The following is a 22,617-nucleotide window of genomic DNA, read 5'->3' as shown; positions in this document are numbered from 1 at the left end:
AGCCAAATTAATCAATTCTTTCGTATAAATTATAATCCGTTCCGGAAGGTTTTAAAATATAGATTTTCTCTAAAATTTTATTGTCACTTTTCAGATGATCTTTTACACGGAATTCTTTGATCAGTTTATAATGAATTTTCAGATACTCAGCATTTTTTGATTTAAAAAGATCATCGTAGGAAAGAAGATATTTGGGTTTTCTGTTTTTCACGGTATTGATCCAGAAATTCGGCTTGTCTTTTTTAATTTCTTCCTGTACTTTTTTATCTACCAATCCTACTTCATCAATCGCCTTTAATCCTGAAAAATAAGGAACATAACCGGCAGGTTCAAGAAAAATCCATTGGTTTTTGTCTTTTTCATATTGGTTTAAAAATGTTCCGATCGTTCTTCTGTAATTCCATTCTCCGTTTCCTGTAGCAATTGAATGCACCGTCTGGAAAGCTAGCATTGGAATGATATAAATGACGATTAATAAAGACAGCCAAAGATTTCTTTTTACTTTTTGCTCCAAAATAAAAATTACAACCGGAACGAAAAGTAAAATCTGCGGAACCCAGTAATACCAGTCGAAAAGACTTTTTTGGGAAAGAAAAATAAGCTGTTTCACCCATCCGAAAATAAAGATCATCCACAAAAATACATTTCTTCTGTCTCTTTGTCTTACCAAATAAATGAAGCATAGCAATTCGAAAATCAGCAGTAAAACAGTCAGTGGATTGAAGTCTCCGGGAAGTTTCAGCATTCCCCAGAAGTTTCCGAAGTTCAGCCAGAAATATTCTGCATTTTGCTGGAATGTAAAGTTTTTATCGTATGCCAGTTTTTTAGCAATAATGGTATTGTTAACCAACTCTCCAAAGTAGAACCAGTTGAAAGCCAAGACCACTGAAATTCCTAAAATACCGCCTAAAATATAGCTCCATCTTATTTTTTTATTCCACAAAAGGTCGATTAAAAATACAATTCCCAAAAATATAATTGTATCAATTCTTGTGAACAAAATAAGGATCGGCAAAACAATGAAAGCCCATTTTTTTCCTTTATGAAAGCCATAATACAGCAATGCCATTTCCAGTAAGAAAAGAATTCCGTACTCCATTCCGAGGATGGAAATTTTGATTGCCGGAGGTAAGATTCCTATTAAAAAGATAAAGATGGCTTTATGCCATACATTTTTTAAAACCAGATGCGAAAGCAATAAACTTCCGATGGTAAAAAGTATTGAGTTAAAAACAAGAAGCGGTTCTATAAAATTTTCTTTTCCGAAAATTAAATTAAACAGATACGAAACAAAAACATAGAGATGCGTTGTAGAAGCAGATATCTTCGTATCGCCGTTGAAGCCGATCACTCCGTAATCCAGAAGGTTTTGTGCAACTCTCCACGTAATGAAAGCGTCTTCCTGAATATAATTTGTAAGTAAAAATAAAAGTTTAAAAACGACTGTAAAAATTACAGCATACACCGGGATTTTGTTATTTCTCGTCTCTACCATTGTGCTTCTTTGATATCGCAAATATAATCTTAAAATTTCTGAATCCCAATATATAAAAAAAACGGAACCGAAGTTCCGTTTTAAGTTTTGTTATTATTGCGTTGCTTTAATAATTGAATTGGTGATCTGTGCCTCTTTTTCTTTGGAGTAAGTAGAATCAAAAGGTTCCATTACATCGAAAAGATACTGGTAGAAAGGAGTGATCTTCTGTACCTGCTCAGATTCCTTCATCGCTTTCTCTTTGCCCATTTCTTTAAGATTTTCTACAAAAGTGTTGAATTTCTTATCAATCGGCTCGATGGATTTTATCAGATAATCATACGCTTTATCTTTCTTTCCAATCGTTGAGTAAGCATCCGTAACAGCAGAAATAACTAAAGAGTACTCCATTGGTTTTGTTCTGATCTGTCTTTTCAGATAACTCTGATCAGATTTGCTCAGACTCATATAATAATCATATTCTTCAAAAATTCCTTTTTTCAGAACTTCAGCAAGCTGCAGTCCTTTTTTCTCCTGTCCTGCAACAATATATCCGTAAACCATTGAACTTAAAGAACGAGGATCGTTGTATTTTTCTGCAGGAATTTCTTTGGAAGCTAAATCTAATAATTCCAGTGCTTTTCCTTTTTGCCCCATCGTTGCCAAAGCTGCTGCAGCTCTGCTTGCAGAAGCTCTGTAGCTCATGATGTTGGAAGTGGCTGTTTCGTCAAAGTGTGTATTTAAATTCTTGAAATTACCCCATCTGAAATTTTTAACCACATTATAAAGAGAATTGGCATCTACTCTTCCCATTTCTCCATCCGGCGTTTGCGGTGTATGAATAGGAATCAGCCTGTAGCTGAAGCCATCAAACTGAAGATATTCATCCAGATAGAAAATATTTTCGCTGTCGTAGATTCCTCCTGAAGAGAAGTTGATTGGTCTTTTCCAGTCGAAATTTGCTAAAACATCAAGTAAGATCAAATTGTTTTTATACAGCGTATTTCCTTTGTAAGTAATCATGATCTGATTGACTGTATCCGGAAGATCTGCTGCTTTAATGATTCCTGATTTTACTGCATTTTCTTTATTGACAGGTAAAATGAATTTATTTACAGGTAAAATATTGTATTTCTCGAATTTCTCTTCCCCGAAATACATTTTAAGAAGTTCGTTTTTCGCGGGAGAAGTATATTTCAGGAAGCTGATCGCTTCTTTCATCGTCATGGAATCCTGAGTAAGATATTTTCTGAATTCCGCAAATTCCGTTGGAGGTGCTCCCTGCTGTTTTAGCATAGAGAAAAGTCCTTCCCAGTCATCTTTCTTCATCATGTAGATCTGGTCGTTTACACCGTCTCTGTAATCATCATGCGTTAACACTCCCGGAACCGGAGCTGCGTTATATGTTCTTCTTTTAATCTGATCGATATTCCAAGGTGTTGAAGCCAGTGTAAAGTTGACTACTTTTACATCGTCTCTGAAGTTTTCAGTCTCCTGAATTGCCCAAACCGGATACGTATCGTTATCTCCGTAAACGAAAACAATATCGTTTTTAGGCAGAGATTTCAATACAGAATATCCGTAATCATAAGAAGTATATCTGTCGTGTCTGTTGTGTACATTATAGTTCTGGAAGCCCATCATGAAAGGAACTCCAAGAAGAACCACTCCTGCAACAATGTTTGCTGCATTCGATTTTATTTTAGACTGCAAGAACCAAAGAATTGCTCCGGCTCCCAATCCGATCCAGATGGCAAAAACGTAGAACGAACCTACCATTGCATAATCTCTCTCTCTTGGTTCAAAAGGTTTTACTCCGGTATAGAAAACGATTCCCACACTCATCAATACAAAGATTGAAAGCATAGCATAGAATCTTCCGAAATCTCTGTTAAGCTGGAAAAAGAATCCGATTAATCCTAAAATTAAAGGTAGAAAGAAGAATTTTACGGTACTTTCATTTTTGAATTTTGCAGGCATCTTTTCCTGATTTCCCCATAAAGCATCATCAATAAAAGAGATTCCTGAGATCCAGTTTCCTCTTGTGCTTTCCATGTTGCCTTCCAGATCATTCTGGCGGCCTACGTAATTCCACATCAGATATCTTACAAAATAATATCCGTTCTGGAACGTGATGAAATAATCCATATTCTGAGCCAGAGAAGGCTTCTGAACATTGATTAAGTTATAAGGTTTTACTTTTAAATAATCTGCAGCCGTGATAGATCCGTCTTCATATTTCTTTCTTAATTCATCGAAAATCTGCTTTGCTTCAGGGCTGTCTGCAACATCTTCATTACTGTAATTAAATGTGAAATCCGGCGCACCGTACATTGAAATGTAGTTAGCCATTACATCTTTGTCCTCATTGAACATTCTCGGCATAAAGCCTACGTGTGCTTTATTGAAAACATAATTGAATCGGTCTCCTGTTTTTCTGTACGTTCCTGTTTTCTCGTCTTTTTCGTAGATTTCTCCCGTTTTCGTAGTATTAAAACTTCCGTCTTCTTTTTTCTCAATTCCGTTTGCATCTAAGAAAGCGGTATAATTCTGACCATAAATTGTAGGCCAGTCGCCGTATTGTTCTCTGTTGTAATAATCCAGCATTCCGATGGCGTTGTCCGGATCATTAAGGTTCATTGGAGGATTTGCGTTTGCTCTGATAGGAATTACCATCCAGCATGAAAAACCGATCATCATGAAAACAATGGATAAAGCAATTGTCTGATAAACATTTTTCTTCATCTTTCCTGCATAAGAGATCAGGAAGTAACAGATGACAACCATTAAGACAAAAGCAGCAATAGTTCCGGAATGGAAAGGAAGACCTAAACCGTTCACGAAGAAAATCTCAAGTTTCCCGAACATCGTCATGATCAATGGGAAAATCCCTTTAAAAACGATTGCTAAAATTACCAGTGTAATCACATTTGCCCAAAGAAAATTCTTCCAGGTAAAAGTGTAGTTTCTCGCGTAGTACACAAGACAGATCGCAGGAATTGCCAACATACACATCATGTGAACCCCTACTGAAAGACCTAAAATGAAGAAAATTAAAATAATCCATCTCTCGCTGTCCTTCGCCTGATATTCATTCTCCCATTTGGTAATTAACCAGACCAAAAGTGCGATAAACATAGATGCCATCGAGTAAACTTCCCCTTCTACCGCAGAGAACCAGAAGGTATCTGAAAATGTAAAGCATAATGCGCCTACAATTCCGGCAAAAAGAATAGAAATCTCTTGATGTTTTGTAATGTCATCAAAATCTTTGTTTAAAAGTCTTCTTACGAAATGCGTAATTGTCCAGAACAAAAACAAGATCGTAAACGCACTAAACAATGCAGACATCGCGTTGATCACGATAGAATAATTTTCGCCCTTTCCTAAAGCAAAAATGGCTGCCACAGCACCCACAATCTGAAACAAAGCCGCCCCCGGAGCGTGCGTTACTTCAAGTTTTACCGCCGAGGAAATATACTCGCCACAATCCCAAAAACTGAAATTCGGTTCTATGGTGGACAAGTACGTGAAAAATGCAATGACGAAAACAACCCATCCGAGAACGGTGTTCCATTGCTTAAAAGTCCAATTTTTCATAGTATTAAATCAATTACGCGAAAATAAGGCTTTTATATGATTTTAGACGGTTTTTAACAAAATTTAAAGATTTTGGCTCGCTTTTTGAAAAGTTTCATCTTTAGATAGTAACAGAAAACAATTTTTTATCTATTTTAGAGGTTAGAAATCAAACAAAAGTTTAGAAATAAATTTATTTTTTTGTATTTTTGCCGTCAGATTTTTATTGAAAAATAACAAATAATGAGTAATGTTTACGATAATATACTTGGCCTAATAGGAAATACTCCTATGGTGAAGCTTAACACTGTGACGAAAGATATTCCTGCAACCGTTTATGCCAAGTTAGAATCATATAATCCTGGACATTCCACAAAAGATAGAATCGCACTTCATATTATAGAAAACGCTGAGAAAAAAGGTTTATTAAAAGAAGATTCCGTAGTGGTAGAAACTACTTCAGGAAATACAGGATTCTCTATTGCCATGGTTTGTATCATCAAGGGATATAAATGTATTCTTGCGGTAAGTGACAAGACCAAGCCTGAAAAAATAGCCTACTTAAAGGCTTTAGGAGCTACTGTTTATATCTGTCCCGCGAATGTTCCCGCAGATGATCCGAGATCTTATTATGAAGTAGCCAAAAGAATTGCTTCAGAAACTCCAAATTCCGTTTATATCAACCAATATTTCAACGAGTTGAATATTGATGCGCATTATCAGACCACAGGTCCTGAAATCTGGGAACAGACTCAGGGAAAAGTAACTCACCTGTTTGCGTGTACAGGAACCGGAGGAACTCTATCAGGTTCAGCAAAATTTTTAAAAGAGAAAAATCCGGATATTAAAATCATTGGTGTGGATGCAGACGGATCTATCCTGAAAAGCTACCACGAAACCGGCGAAATCCACAAAGAAGATGTTCATCCTTATCAGATTGAAGGAATGGGAAAAAATTTAATTCCTTCTGCCCTTCTTTTCGACAAAGTAGATGAATTTGTAAGAGTAAACGACGAAATGTCTGCTTACAGAACCCGTGAAGTAGCTTTAAAAGAGGCAATTATGGGAGGATATACTACAGGAGCCGTTACACAGGCTTTAATGCAATATGCGCAATCTCATGAATTTTCTGAAAATGACCTGATTGTGTTGATTTATCCTGATCACGGTTCAAGATATATTACTAAAGTATACAGTGATAAATGGATGGCTGAACAGGGGTTTGTAAACAACTGTGTACACAACTACGATGAAGTTTTTAAAACTGAATTCATTAAATAAGGACGAAAAATTTATACAAATCAAGCCTTTTTGTGATTACAAAAGGCTTTTTTACTTAAAATATTAATAAAATGTTGGATATTTTTGACAGAATAAAAGAAAATCCAGGACCTCTTGGACAATTTGCAGATTATGGTGAAGGGTATTTCATTTTCCCCAGATTAGAAGGACCTATCGGACCGAGAATGCAGTTTCAGGGAAGAGAAGTTATTTTCTGGAGTGCTAATGATTATTTAGGAATGTGTAATCATCCTGAAGTTCTGGAGGCTGATGCAAAAGCGGCTGCAGAATTCGGAATGTTTTATCCGATGGGTGCAAGAGCAATGTCGGGAGAAACTGAGCAGCATTTGCAATTGGAAAAAGAACTGGCTGATTTTGTTCAGAAAGAATCTGCATATTTATTAAATTTCGGTTATCAGGGAATGGTTTCTACCATTGATGCTTTGGTGGGTAGAAATGATGTAATTGTTTATGATGTTGATTCTCACGCTTGTATAGTAGACGGTGTAAGACTTCACGCAGGAAAAAGATTTACGTACAGACACAACGATATTGCAAGTCTTGAAAAAAATCTTGAAAGAGCTACCAAAGTAGCTGAAGAAACAGGAGGAGGAATTTTAGTGATTACCGAAGGTGTTTTCGGAATGAGAGGACAGCAAGGTAAATTAAAAGAAATCTGTGAATTAAAATCAAAATACAAATTCAGGCTTTTAGTTGATGATGCACACGGATTCGGAACTCTTGGAAAAACAGGAGCTGGAGCCGGTGAAGAACAGGGTTGTCAGGATCAGATTGATGTTTACTTCTCTACTTTTGCTAAATCTATGGCAGGTTTTGGAGCATTCATCGCGGGTGATAAAGAAATTATCAGATATCTGAAATTCAATTTAAGATCTCAGATTTTTGCTAAATCTTTAACGATGCCAATGGTAATCGGAGGTTTAAAAAGACTGGAACTGTTGAGAACAAGACCGGAAATCAAAGCAAAACTTTGGGAAAATACACATAAATTACAAAACGGTCTTAAAGAAAGAGGCTTTAACATTGGAGATACAAATACTTGTGTAACTCCGGTGATGATGCAGGGAACTCCGGTGGAAGCAACACTTTTGGTGAAAGATTTGAGAGAAATCTACGGGATCTTTACTTCGGTAGTGGTATATCCTGTAATTCCGAAAGGAATGATTTTATTAAGATTAATTCCTACAGCTTCTCATACCGATGCTGAAATTAATGAAACTCTTGCTGCGTTTGAAGCCATTCACGACAAATTAGTAAGCGGCTATTACAAAGAACAGGAACAAAAACTGTTGGCAGAACAAGGTTTAAGTTTCAAAGAAATTTAATCTGAATATAAAATAAATTTAAAAACCACTGACATTCGATCAGTGGTTTTTGTTTTAAAACCTGTCATAAATTTTCAAAATCTGAATATTTAAAATAACTTTGCAAAAATTTTCTCTTGAAAGATCTACTTCTCATTACTCCGCCTTTCACACAGCTCAACACGCCTTATCCTGCAACAGCTTATATTAAAGGTTTTCTGAATACCAAAAATATTTCCAGCTTTCAGACAGATTTGGGAATTGAGGTCATTTTGGAATTATTTTCGAAAGACGGACTTCAGAAGATTTTTAATCAGAAAACTGATTTTCAGACTCTTTCAGAAAATGCTCAAAGAATTTACGTTTTAAAAGAAGAATATATCAAAACGATCGATCAGGTTATTGCTTTTTTGCAGGGTAAAACCCCAACATTGGCAAGACAAATCTGTTCGATGAATTTTCTTCCGGAAGCCTCCCGATTCAATCAGCTTGATGACATGGAATTTGCTTTCGGAAATATGGGACTTCAGGATAAAGCCAAACATTTGGCGACTCTATATTTAGAAGATCTTTCGGATTATATTGTTGAAAATATTGATCCTGATTTTGGATTCAGCCGTTATGCGGAAAGATTAGGAAAAAGTGCCAATTCTTTTGATGAACTTTATTATAAAATTTGCGGCGAACCTACTTTTATAGATGATTTTACTTTAAAGATTCTTCAGGAAAAATTAGAGCTTGTTCAGCCAAAACTGATTTGTTTTTCCATTCCTTTTCCCGGAAATTTATATTCTGCTTTTCGTTGCGCGAAATATATCAAAGAAAATTATCCGCACATTAAAACTGCAATGGGCGGCGGATTTCCGAATACTGAATTAAGGGAATTAAAAGATAAAAGAGTTTTTGAGTTTTTCGATTTTATTACTTTGGACGACGGAGAGCTTCCGATTGAATTACTTTATGAAAATATTTGTCATTCTGAACAAAGTGAAGAATCTCAGTTCAAAAGAACTTTTTTACTTAAAAACGGAGAAGTTACCTATAAAAATAATTCCACAAGACACGATTATAAGCAAGCCGATATCGGAACTCCCGATTATTCTGATTTACAATTGGATCAATATATTTCTGTAATTGAAATTGCCAATCCGATGCACAGTTTATGGAGCGACGGAAGATGGAATAAGCTCACAATGGCACATGGATGTTATTGGGGTAAATGTACTTTTTGCGATATTTCTTTAGATTATATTAAAATTTACGAACCGATTTCAGCTAAAATTCTGGTTGACAGAATGGAAGAGTTGATCCTTACAACTGGAGAAACAGGATTTCATTTTGTAGATGAAGCGGCTCCTCCTGCATTGATACGTGAAGTTGCTTTAGAAATCTTAAGAAGAAATTTGGTCGTAACGTGGTGGACGAATATTCGTTTTGAAAAAAGTTTCACCAAAGATCTGTGTTTTCTTTTGAAACTTTCAGGTTGTGTAGCGGTTTCAGGTGGATTGGAAGTTGCAAGTGACCGTCTGCTGAAATTGATTGATAAAGGAATTTCTGTGGAACAAGTTGCTAAAGTGACAAGAAATTTTACAGAAGCCGGAATCATGATTCATGCTTATTTAATGTACGGCTATCCTACCCAGACTATTCAGGAAACAGTGGATTCTTTGGAAATGGTTCGTCAGCTTTTCGAGATGGGAATTTTACAAAGTGGATTCTGGCATCAGTTTGCGATGACGGCACATTCACCTGTCGGAATTAATCCGGAAGAATTTGGAGTAACTCCTATTAAGCAGGAAATTCTGTTTGCCAACAACGATGTTGATTTTACTGATAAAACCGGAATCGATCATGGAAAGTTCAGCTTCGGTTTAAAAAAATCATTATTCAATTATATGCACGGAATCAATTTCGAACTTCCTCTTCAGGAATGGTTTGATTTTAAAATTCCGAGAACAACCGTTCATCCGGATTATATTCATGACTGTCTTCTGGAAGATGATGATTTTGTTTTTAAAGGAAATTCTAAAGTTCTATTTTTAGCCAAAAACCTAATCGCTGAGAATCGCGTAAAAAATAAAAAGAAATATAATTATACGTATACAAAAATTACAGCGCACTTAAAAACCAATGTTGTAAGTGTAGATTTAGAGCAGGAACACGCAGAATGGCTCATGAAAATGTTTAGTGATTATCCAATTGAAAATTTAAAAAAGCCAACTTTGCAACAATTGAAAACTCAATTCGAAGAAAATTTTGAAGATTTTGAATTATTCTGGTTTTCTAAACCGATGCAGCAGTTGAAAGAGAATGGAGTGATTCTGAGTTTGTAGATTAAAAAAATCTCAGGCTTAAATTACTTAGAAATTCTAATCAGGAAAAATTAAATAAAAAAGCTTCAAGATAATCTGAAGCTTTTTTAAGTTTGGCTAAAGCCAATAGAATTTATATCGGTGTTAAACGGGCTAAAGCCCGTTCCTATTGATGATTTTTACTTTTGAACACCGTCTTTTGTGACTTCACCCACAATTACTTTTTCCTGAATTTTTATAAAGTTGGGATCCATAATGGCCATTCTTTCGGCAATAGCTTTGTAGGTCGGGAATTTTAAAAGAGATGCTCTTCCGGACATTTCGCGGTACAGAGTAAAGGTTTTTCCTCCCGCAGATTTAATCTGTTTTGTTGTTGTGATGTATTTTCCGATGTATTTGCTGTTGGCATCATAAATTTCAATATCAACAAATGTTTTATCCGTAACCGTGTCATCGGAACCAAAACTTGCCGGTAAATTGGTAAAATAACCCACTGGTTTTCCGTTACTTAAAATTTCGCCTACATTATTGACGGTAATATTTAATTTATCAATTTTAGTTCGGATGGTATAAGCATCTTTTGTTTTGGTATCAAGCTTCCTTTTAGGTGAATTTTTAAAAAGCTCGTCTAGGTTTTTGATGTTGATCCCTCTTTCATCAATGATCTTCAGACTTTTAACACAAGTGTAAGCTGCCGATTTCTCTTCCCCAGAAAATGCAGATGGCGAAATATAGTCCAGATCAAGCGTTTTGTCCTGATTATAAATTCTTTTAAGCTTAATGTAACTGTCGCGTACAGAATCCACTACACTTTTATCTACAAATTCTATGGTATAAATCGGAGTTTCTTTAAGATCCATAAAAGTATATATTCCTCCTTTATAAGACAGTTTTGCGACATGAATTCCTTCAAGATCCACAATTCCTCTTTTAATTTTAACCGTCTGCGCATTGAAAAGCAACCCGAAAACTGAAAATAAAATAATTAAAAATCCCTTCATAAAACCAAATTCATACAAAAATAAAAAAAGTGTAACGAATTGTTACACTTTCTTGAAAATATATTTAGCTTTTCATTTAATTATTCACAAAGGATAATTCCTTTATTATGATTAAATTCTACAACACCGCTTTTGATAGGGTAAGAGAAAACTGAATCTTTCTCATTCTCTTTCGTAAAGTATTTTGAATAGGCTTCATCGATAGATTTAGCATACAATTTTACTTTACCACCGATTAAAGAAGAAACGATTCCTGCGTGGTTTTGCATGATGTGGAATTCACCATTTTTTCCAGGCAGTAATACTGAGTCTACTTCACCTTCAAAAACTACGTATTCTGGTGTTAAAATTTTTATATTCATTTTTATGAAATTATAGATTATAGATTTTAAATTATAAATTATTGAAATTCAATCTAAAATCTAAAATTCAACATTTAAAATTTCTTAAGCGTTATCAGCTAACATTTTTTGTCCTGCTTCGATTGCTTCTTCAATGGTTCCTTTAAGGTTGAAAGCAGCTTCCGGCAAGTGATCCAATTCACCATCAATGATCATGTTGAATCCTTTAATGGTATCTTTGATGTCTACCAAAGATCCAGGAATACCTGTAAACTGTTCTGCTACGTGGAAAGGCTGAGAAAGGAATCTCTGAACTTTTCTTGCACGGTAAACAACTGATTTGTCTTCTTCAGAAAGTTCTTCCATACCAAGGATCGCGATGATATCCTGAAGCGCTTTGTATCTCTGAAGGATTTCTTTTACTCTCTGTGCACAGTTATAATGTTCTTCCCCGATAATCTCAGGAGCCAGGATTCTTGAAGTAGAAGCCAATGGATCTACCGCAGGATAAATACCCAATGAAGCAATTTTTCTGTCTAGTACCGTTGTAGCATCCAAGTGAGCAAACGTAGTTGCAGGAGCCGGGTCAGTTAAGTCATCCGCAGGTACGTAAACCGCCTGTACTGAAGTAATTGAACCATTTTTAGTTGAAGTAATTCTTTCCTGCATTGCTCCCATCTCAGAAGCTAGTGTCGGTTGGTAACCTACCGCAGATGGCATACGACCTAAAAGTGCAGATACCTCAGAACCAGCCTGTGTAAAACGGAAGATATTGTCTACGAAGAAAAGTACGTCTCTACCCTGTCCGCTTTCTCCACCGTCTCTGTAGTACTCAGCTAATGTAAGACCGGAAAGTGCTACTCTCGCTCTTGCACCAGGTGGCTCGTTCATCTGTCCGAAAACGAATGCTGCTTTAGAATCTTTCATTACTTCTAAATCTACTTTAGAAAGATCCCAACCTCCGTTTTCCATAGAGTGCATGAAATCTTCACCATACTTGATGATTCCAGATTCCAACATCTCTCTCAAAAGGTCATTTCCTTCTCTCGTTCTTTCACCTACTCCGGCAAAAACTGAAAGACCTCCGTGTCCTTTTGCAATATTGTTAATCAACTCCTGAATCAATACGGTTTTACCTACACCTGCACCACCGAACAAACCAATTTTACCTCCTTTTGCATAAGGCTCGATAAGGTCGATTACTTTAATACCAGTAAATAAAACTTCTGCAGAAGTTGAAAGCTGATCAAATTTTGGAGCTGGTCTGTGAATTGGCAGACCACCTTCGTTAGATATATTTTGAAGTCCGTCGATAGCATCACCAACAACGTTGAATAGTCTTCCGTTTACAGCCTCACCGATTGGCATCATAATAGGATTTCCGTATCCGATTACGTCCTGCCCTCTTTTAAGACCGTCAGTAGCGTCCATTGCGATACATCTTACTGTATCTTCGCCAATATGCTGTTCTACCTCTAAAACTACTTTTTCACCGTTTTCTTTTGTAATTTCTAACGCATCATAGATCGCTGGAACAGATTCCACATCACTGAAGACAACGTCGATTACCGGACCAATAATTTGAGAAATTTTACCTTTAATTTGGTTTGCCATTGCTAAATTTTTTCTTGGTGCAAATATAATGATTCTTCATAAACCTGCAATTGGTAAAAAACAGATTTTTATCATACTTTTTTATAAGTCTAACAATCTATGAATTTAGCAATATACCAATAAGTATAGATTAAAATATTGGCAAACTGTTATATTGATACTTTGTTACATAATTTCCTATATTTGCAGTCAAAATTTTTCCGGTTTGAAAGTTTTCAAAAATTTTAAAGATTATACCTCTCAGAAGCCATTAGCACTGTCTTTGGGAATGTTCGACGGGGTTCATCTTGGGCATAAAAGTATTATTGATGAATTAATTAACGTAGGTTCACAGAACGATCTGGAAACTGCCGTTCTTACTTTCTGGCCACATCCGAGATTTGTTTTTAATCCTGATGAAAATCTCAAACTCCTCAATACGTTGGAAGAAAAGAAATTTTTGATGGAAAAATACAACATTGAAAATTTATTTCTAAAAGAATTTGATGAAGAATTCAGAAATTTAACCGGAGAAGAATTTGTCCGACAGATTTTAATTGAAAAACTGAATGTAAAATATCTGATCATCGGTTACGATCATTCTTTCGGAAAAAATAAAAGCGGCAATTTCGAACTGCTTCAGAAACTTTCCAGGGAACTGAATTTTGAAGTTGAACAGATGGAAGCTATTAATATTCACGAGAATAACATCAGCTCTACGAAAATCCGCAATGCACTTTCAGCAGGAAATATTAAGGAAGCCAATGAAATGTTGGGATATTCCTACTCTGTATCCGGAACGGTGGTTCACGGAAAAAAAATCGGAAGAACAATAGGTTATCCTACCGCCAATATCGAAACGGAATCCATTAAACTTTTGCCTAAAAAAGGAGCTTATATTGTTGAAGCTTTTGTGAAAAATCAGCAGTATAAAGGAATGTTGAGCGTTGGAACCAATCCGACTGTAAATGGCGAGAAACTTACTGTGGAAGTTTATATCCTTGATTTTGAAGGAGATATTTATGATGAAGAAATTACCGTAAAATTCAGAGATTTTCTTCACGATGAAATTAAATTCGAAGGGCTTGAAAAACTCATTGAAAGATTAGACGATGATAAAAGATTAACGGAAGAGTTTCTGTTTTAAAATAAAAAAAATGCTTACAGATTTTGTAAGCATTTTCTCTATTTATTATTTATAACCCAGAATCTGGTTATCTGCATTAATTGCTTCTTCCACAAACTTTTTGAATTCAGGATATTGCGATGCTTTAATATTATCCCAAGGTGTATCTGCCGTTCTTATAATTTTCAGTTTATTATTTTTCTGCAATTCGTAGGTAATTGAATATTTAAAATTATTATAAGCCAGCGTTTTATTTTCAGGAATTTCAATAAACTTCATGCTTTCAGGAATATTCAGATATATTTCTTCATGATATTTGTTTTCCTTTTCGTATTTTGTATACTGAATATCGGTCGTCCTTTTTTCCGTTGCCACTATTTCTTTTGTAAAAGGTTTGGAAGCAAATGGAATCTTCATAATCTTCAGACTTCCAACAGACTGCGGTTTGTCTTTAATATTGAACTGAACTTCATACGCAAGAGGTTTTGCTGTAAGATCTTTTCCTTCAATAAGTTTTACATTTTTAACGCTGATTACTTTATCCAATGTTGAACCAAATATTTCTTCCATATTTTTTTTACGGGACTCATCAGTCTGCGAATCCTGAAAGAAATCGTTGTAATAACTTTTGGCTTCTCCCATCACAAATTGTTTGGTAATGAAACTCTGGTCATCTCCATTTACGCTTACTTCACTTATTGTTCTGAATACTGCTTTAGAATTATTATCAACCGGAATTTCAATGAGATCCGCAGATCCCGTCGTTTTATCTGTATTTATAACAAGTCCTTTTGCTTTATAATTTCCTTTCACTGTAGAATTGAACGGCAGAAACTTATCCGTCATTTCAAGGAACGTTTCTTTACCGTCTAAATTTACTTTAACAATACAATGATTGAAACTTAAATTGGGAAGAATAAGACGCTGCACAGAATTATCATTGGTCTGAACCAAAACCAGATTAGATTTCAAACCTGCCTGATTTCCAAGAATAACAAACAATGTCGAAAGGTCTTTACAGTCTCCCAGTTTTGTAGCTAACGTTTTGGATGGTTTTTGCGGAATATAACCGCTTTGCCTAAAATCTACAGAGCTGTATGTTACATTTTTTTCGATGTAATTATAAATTTTCTCAGCCTTTTCCGTTTCCGTAAGACCGGAAGTTCCACCCGGAAAAATTTCTTTAAAAGCTTTTTCAACAACTTTATCAGAAACCAGACTCTTTTTGGTAAGATCCGCATACCAATTGGCAATTTCCTGCCATGTTTTAATTGAATTTGCTGTTACAGAGATTGTTGCATCGTAATAACTTGGTCCGTAATATTCATCAAAATTAACTTCCTCCAGATTATCCAGCTTCCATGTCTGGTATAATTTTCCGGCTATCTTTTTCTTCGTTGAAGCAACTTCTCTGTTGTTACTTTTTACCTGATAATTTATATTTTCCGGAGTAATTACTGTAAAAATAGATTCTGTAACAGGATATTCTGAATTAAAATAGGAACTTAGATTAAAATCTTTATAAAACCTTCCGCTGTTTCTTTCCAGACTTTCTTTCTGGATTAAAATAACATCTCCTACTGCAAGATTTGTAAAAACAATCTGTTCCGATGATTTTTCACCCGGAATAATGCTTCCGTCGGGCTTTACGATTTCAGATTTCAATACATCATCATAATAATTGATTCCGTATTCTTTCAGTTCTTCAATTCCGCTTTCGGAAGTAATTTCATAAGCATAGGTGCTTCTTTTTTTGAAACCGCCTTCAGGATAAACATTTACGATGTATTCGTCCAAAAGCGTTGTTACTCCTTTTTTACCTTTTGCCGATTTTGCTCTTCTGTCTTTCACCAATTTGTAAAGATCCTTGATGCTTACCTGATCGATCTCGTCCTGTGTCTGGTCAAGATCCCTCACAAGTTTATGCATCTGCTCATTTTCCGTATTATGGCTCAGAGAAAGTTTTGCAAGCTGTATGGCTTCGCTTTTTTTGTTAAGCTTTGCAAGATATTCAGCTTTTGCAGCCAGTAAAGTGTAAGAATAAGGGAAGTTTGCCAAAGCATCTTCAAGTTCAGTTCCATATTCAGGATTCTGAAAATTATCATCCAAAAGATCAATATACTGTGTTCTGAAAGAATTCATGGAAGGATATAACTCAATATACTTTTTCAGAATTTTCTTTTGATCTTCCACTCTATTCGCATTCTGATACATGCTGAAAAGTGTATTCATCACATCGGGACTGCTTTTTTGGGCTAAAATTTCCTCAAATTTTTTAATGGTTGTACTCTGATCTTTTTTGTCGATATCCTCCAGAGTTGTGAAAATGGTAAAAAACTTTTCGTTATTGGCAAAGCTTTTTTTAAGATTTGCAATATGGGTTTTTGCTTTATCCATATCACGGTTTCTCATGGCAATAACGACATCGAAGAATTCGCCGATTGACTTGGCTTTTGTTTTATTTAAAATATCCCTGCTTTTTTCAAGCTCCTGAATAGACATATTCTGAAACTTTTCTCCATCCATCATTTTCAGAAGCGGAACAAGAAAATACTCGGAGTCATTAATTTCAATGTTTTTAAAAACCTCATTCACCTTTTCCTTATCTTCAATATTCAAATAATAGGCAGTTAAAAGTCCCTGAATTAAAGAAGCTTTAGGATATGTTTTTAACAGATCATCAATAATTTCTTTTGCCTGATCATTCTGATGGTTATTAAGGTAACCCGTTGCCAATAAATATTTATAAAAAAAGCTCTTAGGATTCTGTACTACTTTTTCTTTCAGCTCTTTTTCAAATCTCAACGGCAGTTCTTTTGCCTGCAACTGTGAGGCCGTACTTTTCTGGTACTCTTTATAAGTATTAAAATACTTCAGATCAGTTATTTTCTGAAAATTTTCATTAAAAGGAACTACCATAAAAGCATTTTTAGTTTCTTTCATGTCAAACTTCAGCAAAATCCTGTTCATTCCTTTCGGGAGTGTAACTTCTACCAGATGTGATCCCAGATTAGAATAACCTTCGCTTGTGCTTGACAAAACTTCGGCATCATTTATAAATAGTCTGAATTCTGCATTGGTATCAACTTCAAAAAGAATCTTTCTTTCTGAAGGATTTTCTATAAAGCTCTGCGCATAAATAATTCCTCTTCCGTACTCAGTTTCATTGGTGAAAAATTCGAAACCGTCATTTGTGGGGAATTTTCTGTTGTACCAACCTACGTTTCCAAAGCTGTTTGCATTGAAAAGTTTATCGTTTTTGGCATACGTTTCAGGTTCATACTCATTGTAAAGACCGCTTCCGTTTAGATTTTCAAACACGCCTGCAAACTGCCATTTATCAATTCTTGCGATTTTGGTAAGGTATTCATCTGCGCTTTTAGGGTTGTTTCTCAGTCTGTCGAGTGTTGATTTATATTCAATTACAGAATTATTCTGTCCATAGATCGGATCCTGAGCAAGAAAATCTATTTTTTTATATGAATTGTCATCAAGCCCGTTTGTATCCGTATCCCCTATCACAAAACTTTTTTTGTAGATCGGGTAAAGATAAAATTCATCCACTTTAAGATTTGCCAGATTTTTAACGAAAGTATCGTCAAAAATCATCTCGCCCATTTCTTCATTTATTAAAGCATCAAGAAAAAGATTTTCAAAGTCTTTATCTTTCTCTGCTTTTAAATTTTTATCGTAAAAGTTTCTTGCTTCTTCTCTCTTATTATTAAGTAAAAGTTCCCAGGTTTTAGTTTGCTCCTTAGACTGTGCAAATGCACTCACTGATAAGAAGTAGACAGCGGAAATTAATATTTTCCTCATGTTTTCGATTTAGTTTTATAATGGATTAGTAATTGTGTTTTGAGTTTTTTTGGTTAAAGATTTAAAAACCAGATCATAAGACTGGTCTATAAGTTTTATTATAAGATCTCTTTTTAAACCATCTACCAGAACGGAATTCCAGTGTGTCTTATTCATATGGAATGCACCTGTAATTTGGGGATGTCTTTCGCGAAGTTCTGCACTCCATTCCGGATCTGTTTTTACGTTAATCTGAAGCGGCTGTTTTTCCAGAGGCATCAGCAAAAACATTTTATCGCCTACTTTCAGAACGAGGGTTTCATTATCAAAAGGAAATGTTTCGGTAACACCCTTTTTAGCAAGACAATAATCTAAAATTTCATTTGTGTCCATCCTTATTTAATTAGATTAAAAATTAAAACATCAATATTATTAAAATTTTGTAAATTTAGTAGGCAAATTCTTCAATTATTAATCAAAAATTATATGCTCTATGAAAGCTTTAGTTATCGGCGCAACAGGTGCTACAGGAAAAGACCTTGTAAATCAGTTACTTCAGGATAAAGATTTTGAAGAAGTAAATATTTTTGTGAGAAAACCTCTTGAAATTGAAAATGATAAACTTAAAGTGCATGTTGTAAATTTTGAAAAACCTGAAGAATGGAAAGGTGAAGTAAAAGGTGATGTTGCATTTTCCTGTCTCGGAACGACTCTAAAGGCCGCCGGAAGCAAGGAAGCACAAAGAAAAGTAGATTTTGATTTTCAGTACGAATTTGCAAAAGCTGCCAAAGAAAATAATGTAGACGATTATATTCTGGTTTCTGCTTACGGAGCAAATCCCAAATCTAAAATTTTCTATTCCAAAATGAAGGGAGAATTGGAAGATGCTGTAAAACAGCTTCATTTCAATAAAATAACCATTTTCAAACCGGGAATGCTGGAAAGAAAAGATTCTGACAGAACGGGAGAAGTTTTGGGAAGCCGTATTATTAAATTTGCCAATAAATTAGGACTTTTAGAAAGTCAGAAACCTTTACCGACAGATGTTCTGGCAAAAGCAATGATTAATTCATCCAAGATTAAAAGCAACGGCTATTCAAGCATAAAACTGGGGAATATTTTTTGTTTTGCGGAGAAGAGTAATGATTAACTTCTGATTTCGACTCTATTTAACTATATTTTAACCAAATAGAGTCGAATACATTTTGTAATCAGTTATACAAATTAACCAAACTCTGAGTTTAACTTTTTTCTGATTTCCGGAACTATCACTTTATCTTTAACCTTATCATAAGTTTTTTGAGCTTTTTTGATAAGTTTTTCGTCATTTTTACTTTTGCCTACTTTTATCAGTGCAAGAGCATATAAAGAAAGATATCCGTCATCTTTTTTATATGTTGGGTAAACGTCTTCAAGGTACGGTAAAGCTACATCATAGTTTTCTTTTAAGGTGTACAACATTCCGTACATATAAATAAGATCATCTTTAACTTTTCCTGAAGTATTGTATAAATTTTCGGCTTGCTTCAGATTTTTTAACCCATTATCATAGTCTCCCATGACAATAGAAGTATTACCAATTCCATAATAGCCTTCAGGATTCTCGGGGAAATATTTTATCATTTCCTCATACTTTTGTCTAGCCTTATCTACCTTTCCGAATTTCATAAATTCTATGGCTAAATTCTGTTTAAAAATCGGAGCTTTATTTTGAGCAAGGCTATCTGCAACGTAATATAAAGTTAGTGCTTCTTTATGCATTTCCTGCAATCTGAAAAAATATCCAGCCATAAAATAAGCATCACAGTATTTAGGATCTTTTTCTACTATTTTCAAAAGTAGTGCCGTGACTCCTCCATAATACTGAGGGTATTTTAATCCTAAAAAAGCAGTCTCAAAGCCTTTCTTAGAATCTGCATGTTCCGGGGTGCAGTAATTCATTTTACCGGAAAAATAAAAATCCTGTGAAAATGTTTTAACTGAAAAAATCAAAATAAAAATGGTTAGTAGTTTTTTCATAAATTTTAAAATAAAAAAGTGGATCAAAATCCACTTTACAAAAATATATTTTTTTGATGTTATTTCAAATACTTCGTAATCGCTTCGTCCGTTGGTTTTGTTGTACTTACGAAAGAATCAATCAGTTTTCCGTTTTCATCTACCAAAAATTTAGTAAAATTCCAAAGGATGGTTGTATTTTTTACTCCATTTAGATCTTTTTCTGTTAGATATTGGAAGATTGGAGCTGTGTCGCTTCCTTTTACTGAAACTTTGGCAGCCATTGGGAATGTTACTCCATAATTTTTCTGGCAGAAAGCTCCGATTTCTTTATTGCTTCCCGGCTCCTGACCTCCGAAATTGTTGGCAGGAAATCCTACCACCACCAATTTGTCTTTATATTCTTCAGCAACTTTTTCAAGATCAGCATATTGAGGAGTGAATCCACATTCTGAAGCAGTATTTACAATAAGGATTTTCTTTCCTTTAAAATCTGCAAAGTTGATCTGCTTTCCTTCTTCCAAGGCATCAACCTTGAAATCGTATATTGATTTTCCCATAAGTTCTTTGGTTTTGGCTTTAGATTCTTCACTTTTTTTCTGAGCGCAGCTGTTGAAAAATGCAACAACTGACAAGAACATTAAAAATAACTTTTTCATAACTAAATTTTATTATCTGATTTAAAATTTAAATGTATTGGCAGGAAATACCTTATTAATATCAATCCTGTTGATGAGCATTACATAATCTCCGTCTTTTTTTGCACTGGAAGATTCTATTCTGAAAGGCATGGATAAATTTCCAACTTTTTTATAATCTGAATACGATAATGTTTCATCTTTTTTCACTTCTTTCAGCAACATATAGTTTTTCGTGTCGAAATAATAAATGTTTTTGTTAACATTTTTCGTTAATTCCACTTTATGGCAGTAAATATTTCCTACCACTTCTTTGCCTAAATATTTCGCTTCAAATCCTTTATTTTCCCAATCTATAAAATCATTGTCGAAACTTTCCGCTACATATCCTGCATATTCCTGAACTTTATTGGTCGCATAATTCATTGCATATCCTTTTGATCCGTCGTAGCCTTCAATGGCTGTATCTTTTCCGCTAATAGTAATGACGGTTTTGGTAAGATTCGGACGCTGCTGATAAATTTTGATAGGATATTCGTCCTTGATTCCCAGGATAACTCTTCCCTGCAGCAATACTGAATTTAATAGTTTCCAATTGGTTAATCCTCCGGACAATTCAATGTTTTTATCAATAATTTCTTTGGCGGTCTGCGCAAAAAAGGATTGTGAAATAATCAGGACGAATACTAAAAGTAACTTCTTCATTAATTTTATTTTATCAATTCAAATATAAGGCTTTTTTAATTTGAAAAATTGAAAATGAAACAATTTGAAAATGTGAATTACATCACGTTTTTAAATTAATCTTCTTGCTTTTTCAAGATCTTCCGGCGTATCTATTCCTACGCCAACGAAATTGGTTTCTATCATCTTGATTTTCATACCATATTCGAGATAGCGGATGCATTCTATCTTTTCTGAAATCTCCAAAGGTTTCATTTCCAGTTTTGAGAACTGAATCAAAGCGTGCTTTCTGAAGGCATAGACCCCAATATGTTTGAAATAATCAACATTATACGAAATTTCACGATGGAACGGAATCACAGAACGGCTGAAATACAATGCGAAACCATTGTTGTCGGTAATTACTTTCACGTTATTCGGATTCTCAATCTCTTCTTTTTCAGTGAGTTTTATTTTCAATGAAGCCAAAGAAATCTCCTGATTGTCATCCTGATGAAAAACTTCAATTAATTGTTGTAAAGGTTCTAATTTTAAAAAAGGTTCATCTCCCTGAACATTGATCACGATATCACAGTCGATATTCTGCACTGCTTCGGCAATACGGTCGCTTCCGGTTTCATGTTGACCGGTCATTACGGCTTTTCCACCATTCTGAATGATTTCATCAAAAATAATTTCAGAATCTGTTGCCACAAAAACTTCATCAAACAGACCTGTTTCTACGACATTCTGATAAGTGGTTGTGATAACGGTTTTATCTCCAAGCAACTGCATCAGTTTCGCCGGAAAACGGCTTGCTTCGTAACGTGCGGGAATAACTGCGATAATTTTCATTGAAAAGATAATAATGAGTTTAATTTAAATAATTGGCTAAAAAAATAATTCCATAGATCCATGAAATGTAAAGAAACGAATAAAAAAATCCGAAACCGAAACTTTTCAAAAGATTTCCTCTGCAATGTTTTGAATTTTTAAATACCAACCTCAAAGCACGGAAAAAAATCCAGTACAGCATGGCTGCAAACAGCAAAATGACAACCCAGAAAAAGACGCCTAGAATATACAGAAGAAAAGTAAAAAGAACGGTAATAATCAACCACAAAATAATTGAAAGAATAATTCCCCCTATTCCATCGCCGACATCAGGCGGATCGAATTCAAACCCATCCAGTAAGGGCATTTTATCTGCTGCCGTCTTTACTCTTTTTTTATTCAGAATATTTCCCACATTTTCTTTAAGCTTCAAGCCAAAATACAAACCTAAACTTATAAAAAGAAAAAAGGCAACGGCTAAAATTGAAGTTGATAAAATAGAGTTCTGAAACAAAGATCTGTGAGAACCAACTCCGGAAATCCAGACACTTAAAACCACTAAAATAACAATTCCTAATGTGGAATAGCTCAAAAATTGAGTTTCGAGAAAGTATCTTTTAGGTAATCTCATTAAGGCTATAAGTCAAAAAAAGCTTC

General features: G+C 34.7%; 17 protein-coding genes. 5 read left to right on the top strand and 12 right to left on the bottom strand.

Going from position 1 to position 22,617, the window contains the following annotated elements; genetic code table 11:
- Positions 1 to 7 precede the first annotated feature (7 nt).
- Both BW951_RS01565 and BW951_RS01560 read right to left on the bottom strand, forming a co-directional pair.
- Positions 8 to 1,495: a hypothetical protein gene (locus BW951_RS01565; protein ID WP_076390174.1), complete on the bottom strand. Its 1,488-nt coding sequence runs from the start codon at positions 1,493 to 1,495 to the stop codon at positions 8 to 10.
- Positions 1,496 to 1,588: 93 nt separating this feature from the next.
- A complete protein-coding gene (locus BW951_RS01560) occupies positions 1,589 to 5,074 on the bottom strand; it encodes a glycosyltransferase family 117 protein (protein WP_076390173.1) in 3,486 nt (1,161 codons plus the stop codon).
- Between the two features lie 222 nt (positions 5,075 to 5,296).
- Here BW951_RS01560 and BW951_RS01555 point away from each other — a divergent pair, with 222 nt between their 5' ends.
- The 3 genes from BW951_RS01555 to BW951_RS01545 all read left to right on the top strand — a co-directional run bounded on the left by BW951_RS01555 (position 5,297) and on the right by BW951_RS01545 (position 9,992).
- Positions 5,297 to 6,334, top strand: coding sequence for a PLP-dependent cysteine synthase family protein (locus BW951_RS01555; RefSeq protein WP_076390172.1), 1,038 nt, complete (start codon positions 5,297 to 5,299; stop codon positions 6,332 to 6,334).
- Between the two features lie 71 nt (positions 6,335 to 6,405).
- Complete coding sequence (locus BW951_RS01550; RefSeq protein WP_076390171.1) at positions 6,406 to 7,680, top strand: aminotransferase class I/II-fold pyridoxal phosphate-dependent enzyme; 1,275 nt, start codon at positions 6,406 to 6,408, stop codon at positions 7,678 to 7,680.
- Positions 7,681 to 7,796: 116 nt separating this feature from the next.
- Positions 7,797 to 9,992 (top strand): B12-binding domain-containing radical SAM protein, encoded by a 2,196-nt coding sequence (locus BW951_RS01545; protein ID WP_076390170.1) that lies wholly within the window; start codon positions 7,797 to 7,799, stop codon positions 9,990 to 9,992.
- A gap of 158 nt (positions 9,993 to 10,150) precedes the next feature.
- On the opposite strand, the gene BW951_RS01540 is transcribed toward BW951_RS01545, so the two are convergent.
- The 3 genes from BW951_RS01540 to atpD form a co-directional block, all read right to left on the bottom strand.
- Complete coding sequence (locus BW951_RS01540; protein ID WP_076390169.1) at positions 10,151 to 10,972, bottom strand: hypothetical protein; 822 nt, start codon at positions 10,970 to 10,972, stop codon at positions 10,151 to 10,153.
- A gap of 80 nt (positions 10,973 to 11,052) precedes the next feature.
- Entirely contained in the window at positions 11,053 to 11,334 is a 282-nt protein-coding gene (locus BW951_RS01535; RefSeq protein WP_076390168.1) for a FoF1 ATP synthase subunit delta/epsilon, read from the bottom strand.
- Between the two features lie 84 nt (positions 11,335 to 11,418).
- Entirely contained in the window at positions 11,419 to 12,927 is a 1,509-nt protein-coding gene (gene atpD / locus BW951_RS01530) for a F0F1 ATP synthase subunit beta (RefSeq protein ID WP_076390167.1), read from the bottom strand.
- 205 nt (positions 12,928 to 13,132) lie between these two features.
- On the opposite strand from atpD, the gene BW951_RS01525 reads away from it, so the two are divergent.
- Entirely contained in the window at positions 13,133 to 14,053 is a 921-nt protein-coding gene (locus BW951_RS01525) for a bifunctional riboflavin kinase/FAD synthetase (protein ID WP_076390166.1), read from the top strand.
- A 45-nt stretch (positions 14,054 to 14,098) separates the two neighbouring features.
- On the opposite strand, the gene BW951_RS01520 is transcribed toward BW951_RS01525, so the two are convergent.
- A complete protein-coding gene (locus BW951_RS01520; protein ID WP_084196330.1) occupies positions 14,099 to 17,848 on the bottom strand; it encodes a transglutaminase domain-containing protein in 3,750 nt (1,249 codons plus the stop codon).
- Positions 17,849 to 17,863: 15 nt separating this feature from the next.
- On the bottom strand, positions 17,864 to 18,220 hold the full coding sequence (locus tag BW951_RS01515) for an MmcQ/YjbR family DNA-binding protein (protein ID WP_076390164.1): 357 nt from the start codon (positions 18,218 to 18,220) through the stop codon (positions 17,864 to 17,866).
- A 100-nt stretch (positions 18,221 to 18,320) separates the two neighbouring features.
- Here BW951_RS01515 and BW951_RS01510 point away from each other — a divergent pair, with 100 nt between their 5' ends.
- Positions 18,321 to 18,977, top strand: a complete 657-nt coding sequence (locus BW951_RS01510) for an NAD(P)H-binding protein (RefSeq protein WP_076390163.1) — start codon at positions 18,321 to 18,323, stop codon at positions 18,975 to 18,977.
- Between the two features lie 74 nt (positions 18,978 to 19,051).
- Here BW951_RS01510 and BW951_RS01505 read toward each other — a convergent pair whose 3' ends face one another.
- The 5 genes from BW951_RS01505 to BW951_RS01485 form a co-directional block, all read right to left on the bottom strand.
- Entirely contained in the window at positions 19,052 to 19,846 is a 795-nt protein-coding gene (locus tag BW951_RS01505) for a tetratricopeptide repeat protein (protein WP_076390162.1), read from the bottom strand.
- Positions 19,847 to 19,905: 59 nt separating this feature from the next.
- Positions 19,906 to 20,484, bottom strand: coding sequence for a glutathione peroxidase (locus BW951_RS01500; protein ID WP_076390161.1), 579 nt, complete (start codon positions 20,482 to 20,484; stop codon positions 19,906 to 19,908).
- A 21-nt stretch (positions 20,485 to 20,505) separates the two neighbouring features.
- The gene (locus BW951_RS01495; protein WP_076390160.1) at positions 20,506 to 21,168 is read right to left on the bottom strand and encodes a histidine kinase; all 663 of its coding nucleotides are present in this window, start codon (positions 21,166 to 21,168) and stop codon (positions 20,506 to 20,508) included.
- A gap of 90 nt (positions 21,169 to 21,258) precedes the next feature.
- Positions 21,259 to 21,981, bottom strand: coding sequence for a 3-deoxy-manno-octulosonate cytidylyltransferase (kdsB, locus tag BW951_RS01490; RefSeq protein ID WP_076390159.1), 723 nt, complete (start codon positions 21,979 to 21,981; stop codon positions 21,259 to 21,261).
- Positions 21,982 to 22,000: 19 nt separating this feature from the next.
- Complete coding sequence (locus BW951_RS01485; RefSeq protein WP_139326072.1) at positions 22,001 to 22,552, bottom strand: hypothetical protein; 552 nt, start codon at positions 22,550 to 22,552, stop codon at positions 22,001 to 22,003.
- Positions 22,553 to 22,617 lie beyond the last annotated feature (65 nt).

Source organism: Chryseobacterium gambrini (assembly GCF_900156825.1).
Taxonomy (GTDB): domain Bacteria; phylum Bacteroidota; class Bacteroidia; order Flavobacteriales; family Weeksellaceae; genus Chryseobacterium; species Chryseobacterium gambrini.
Note: the sequence above shows the minus strand (reverse complement) of the source record. Positions and strands in the feature narration are given on the sequence as shown.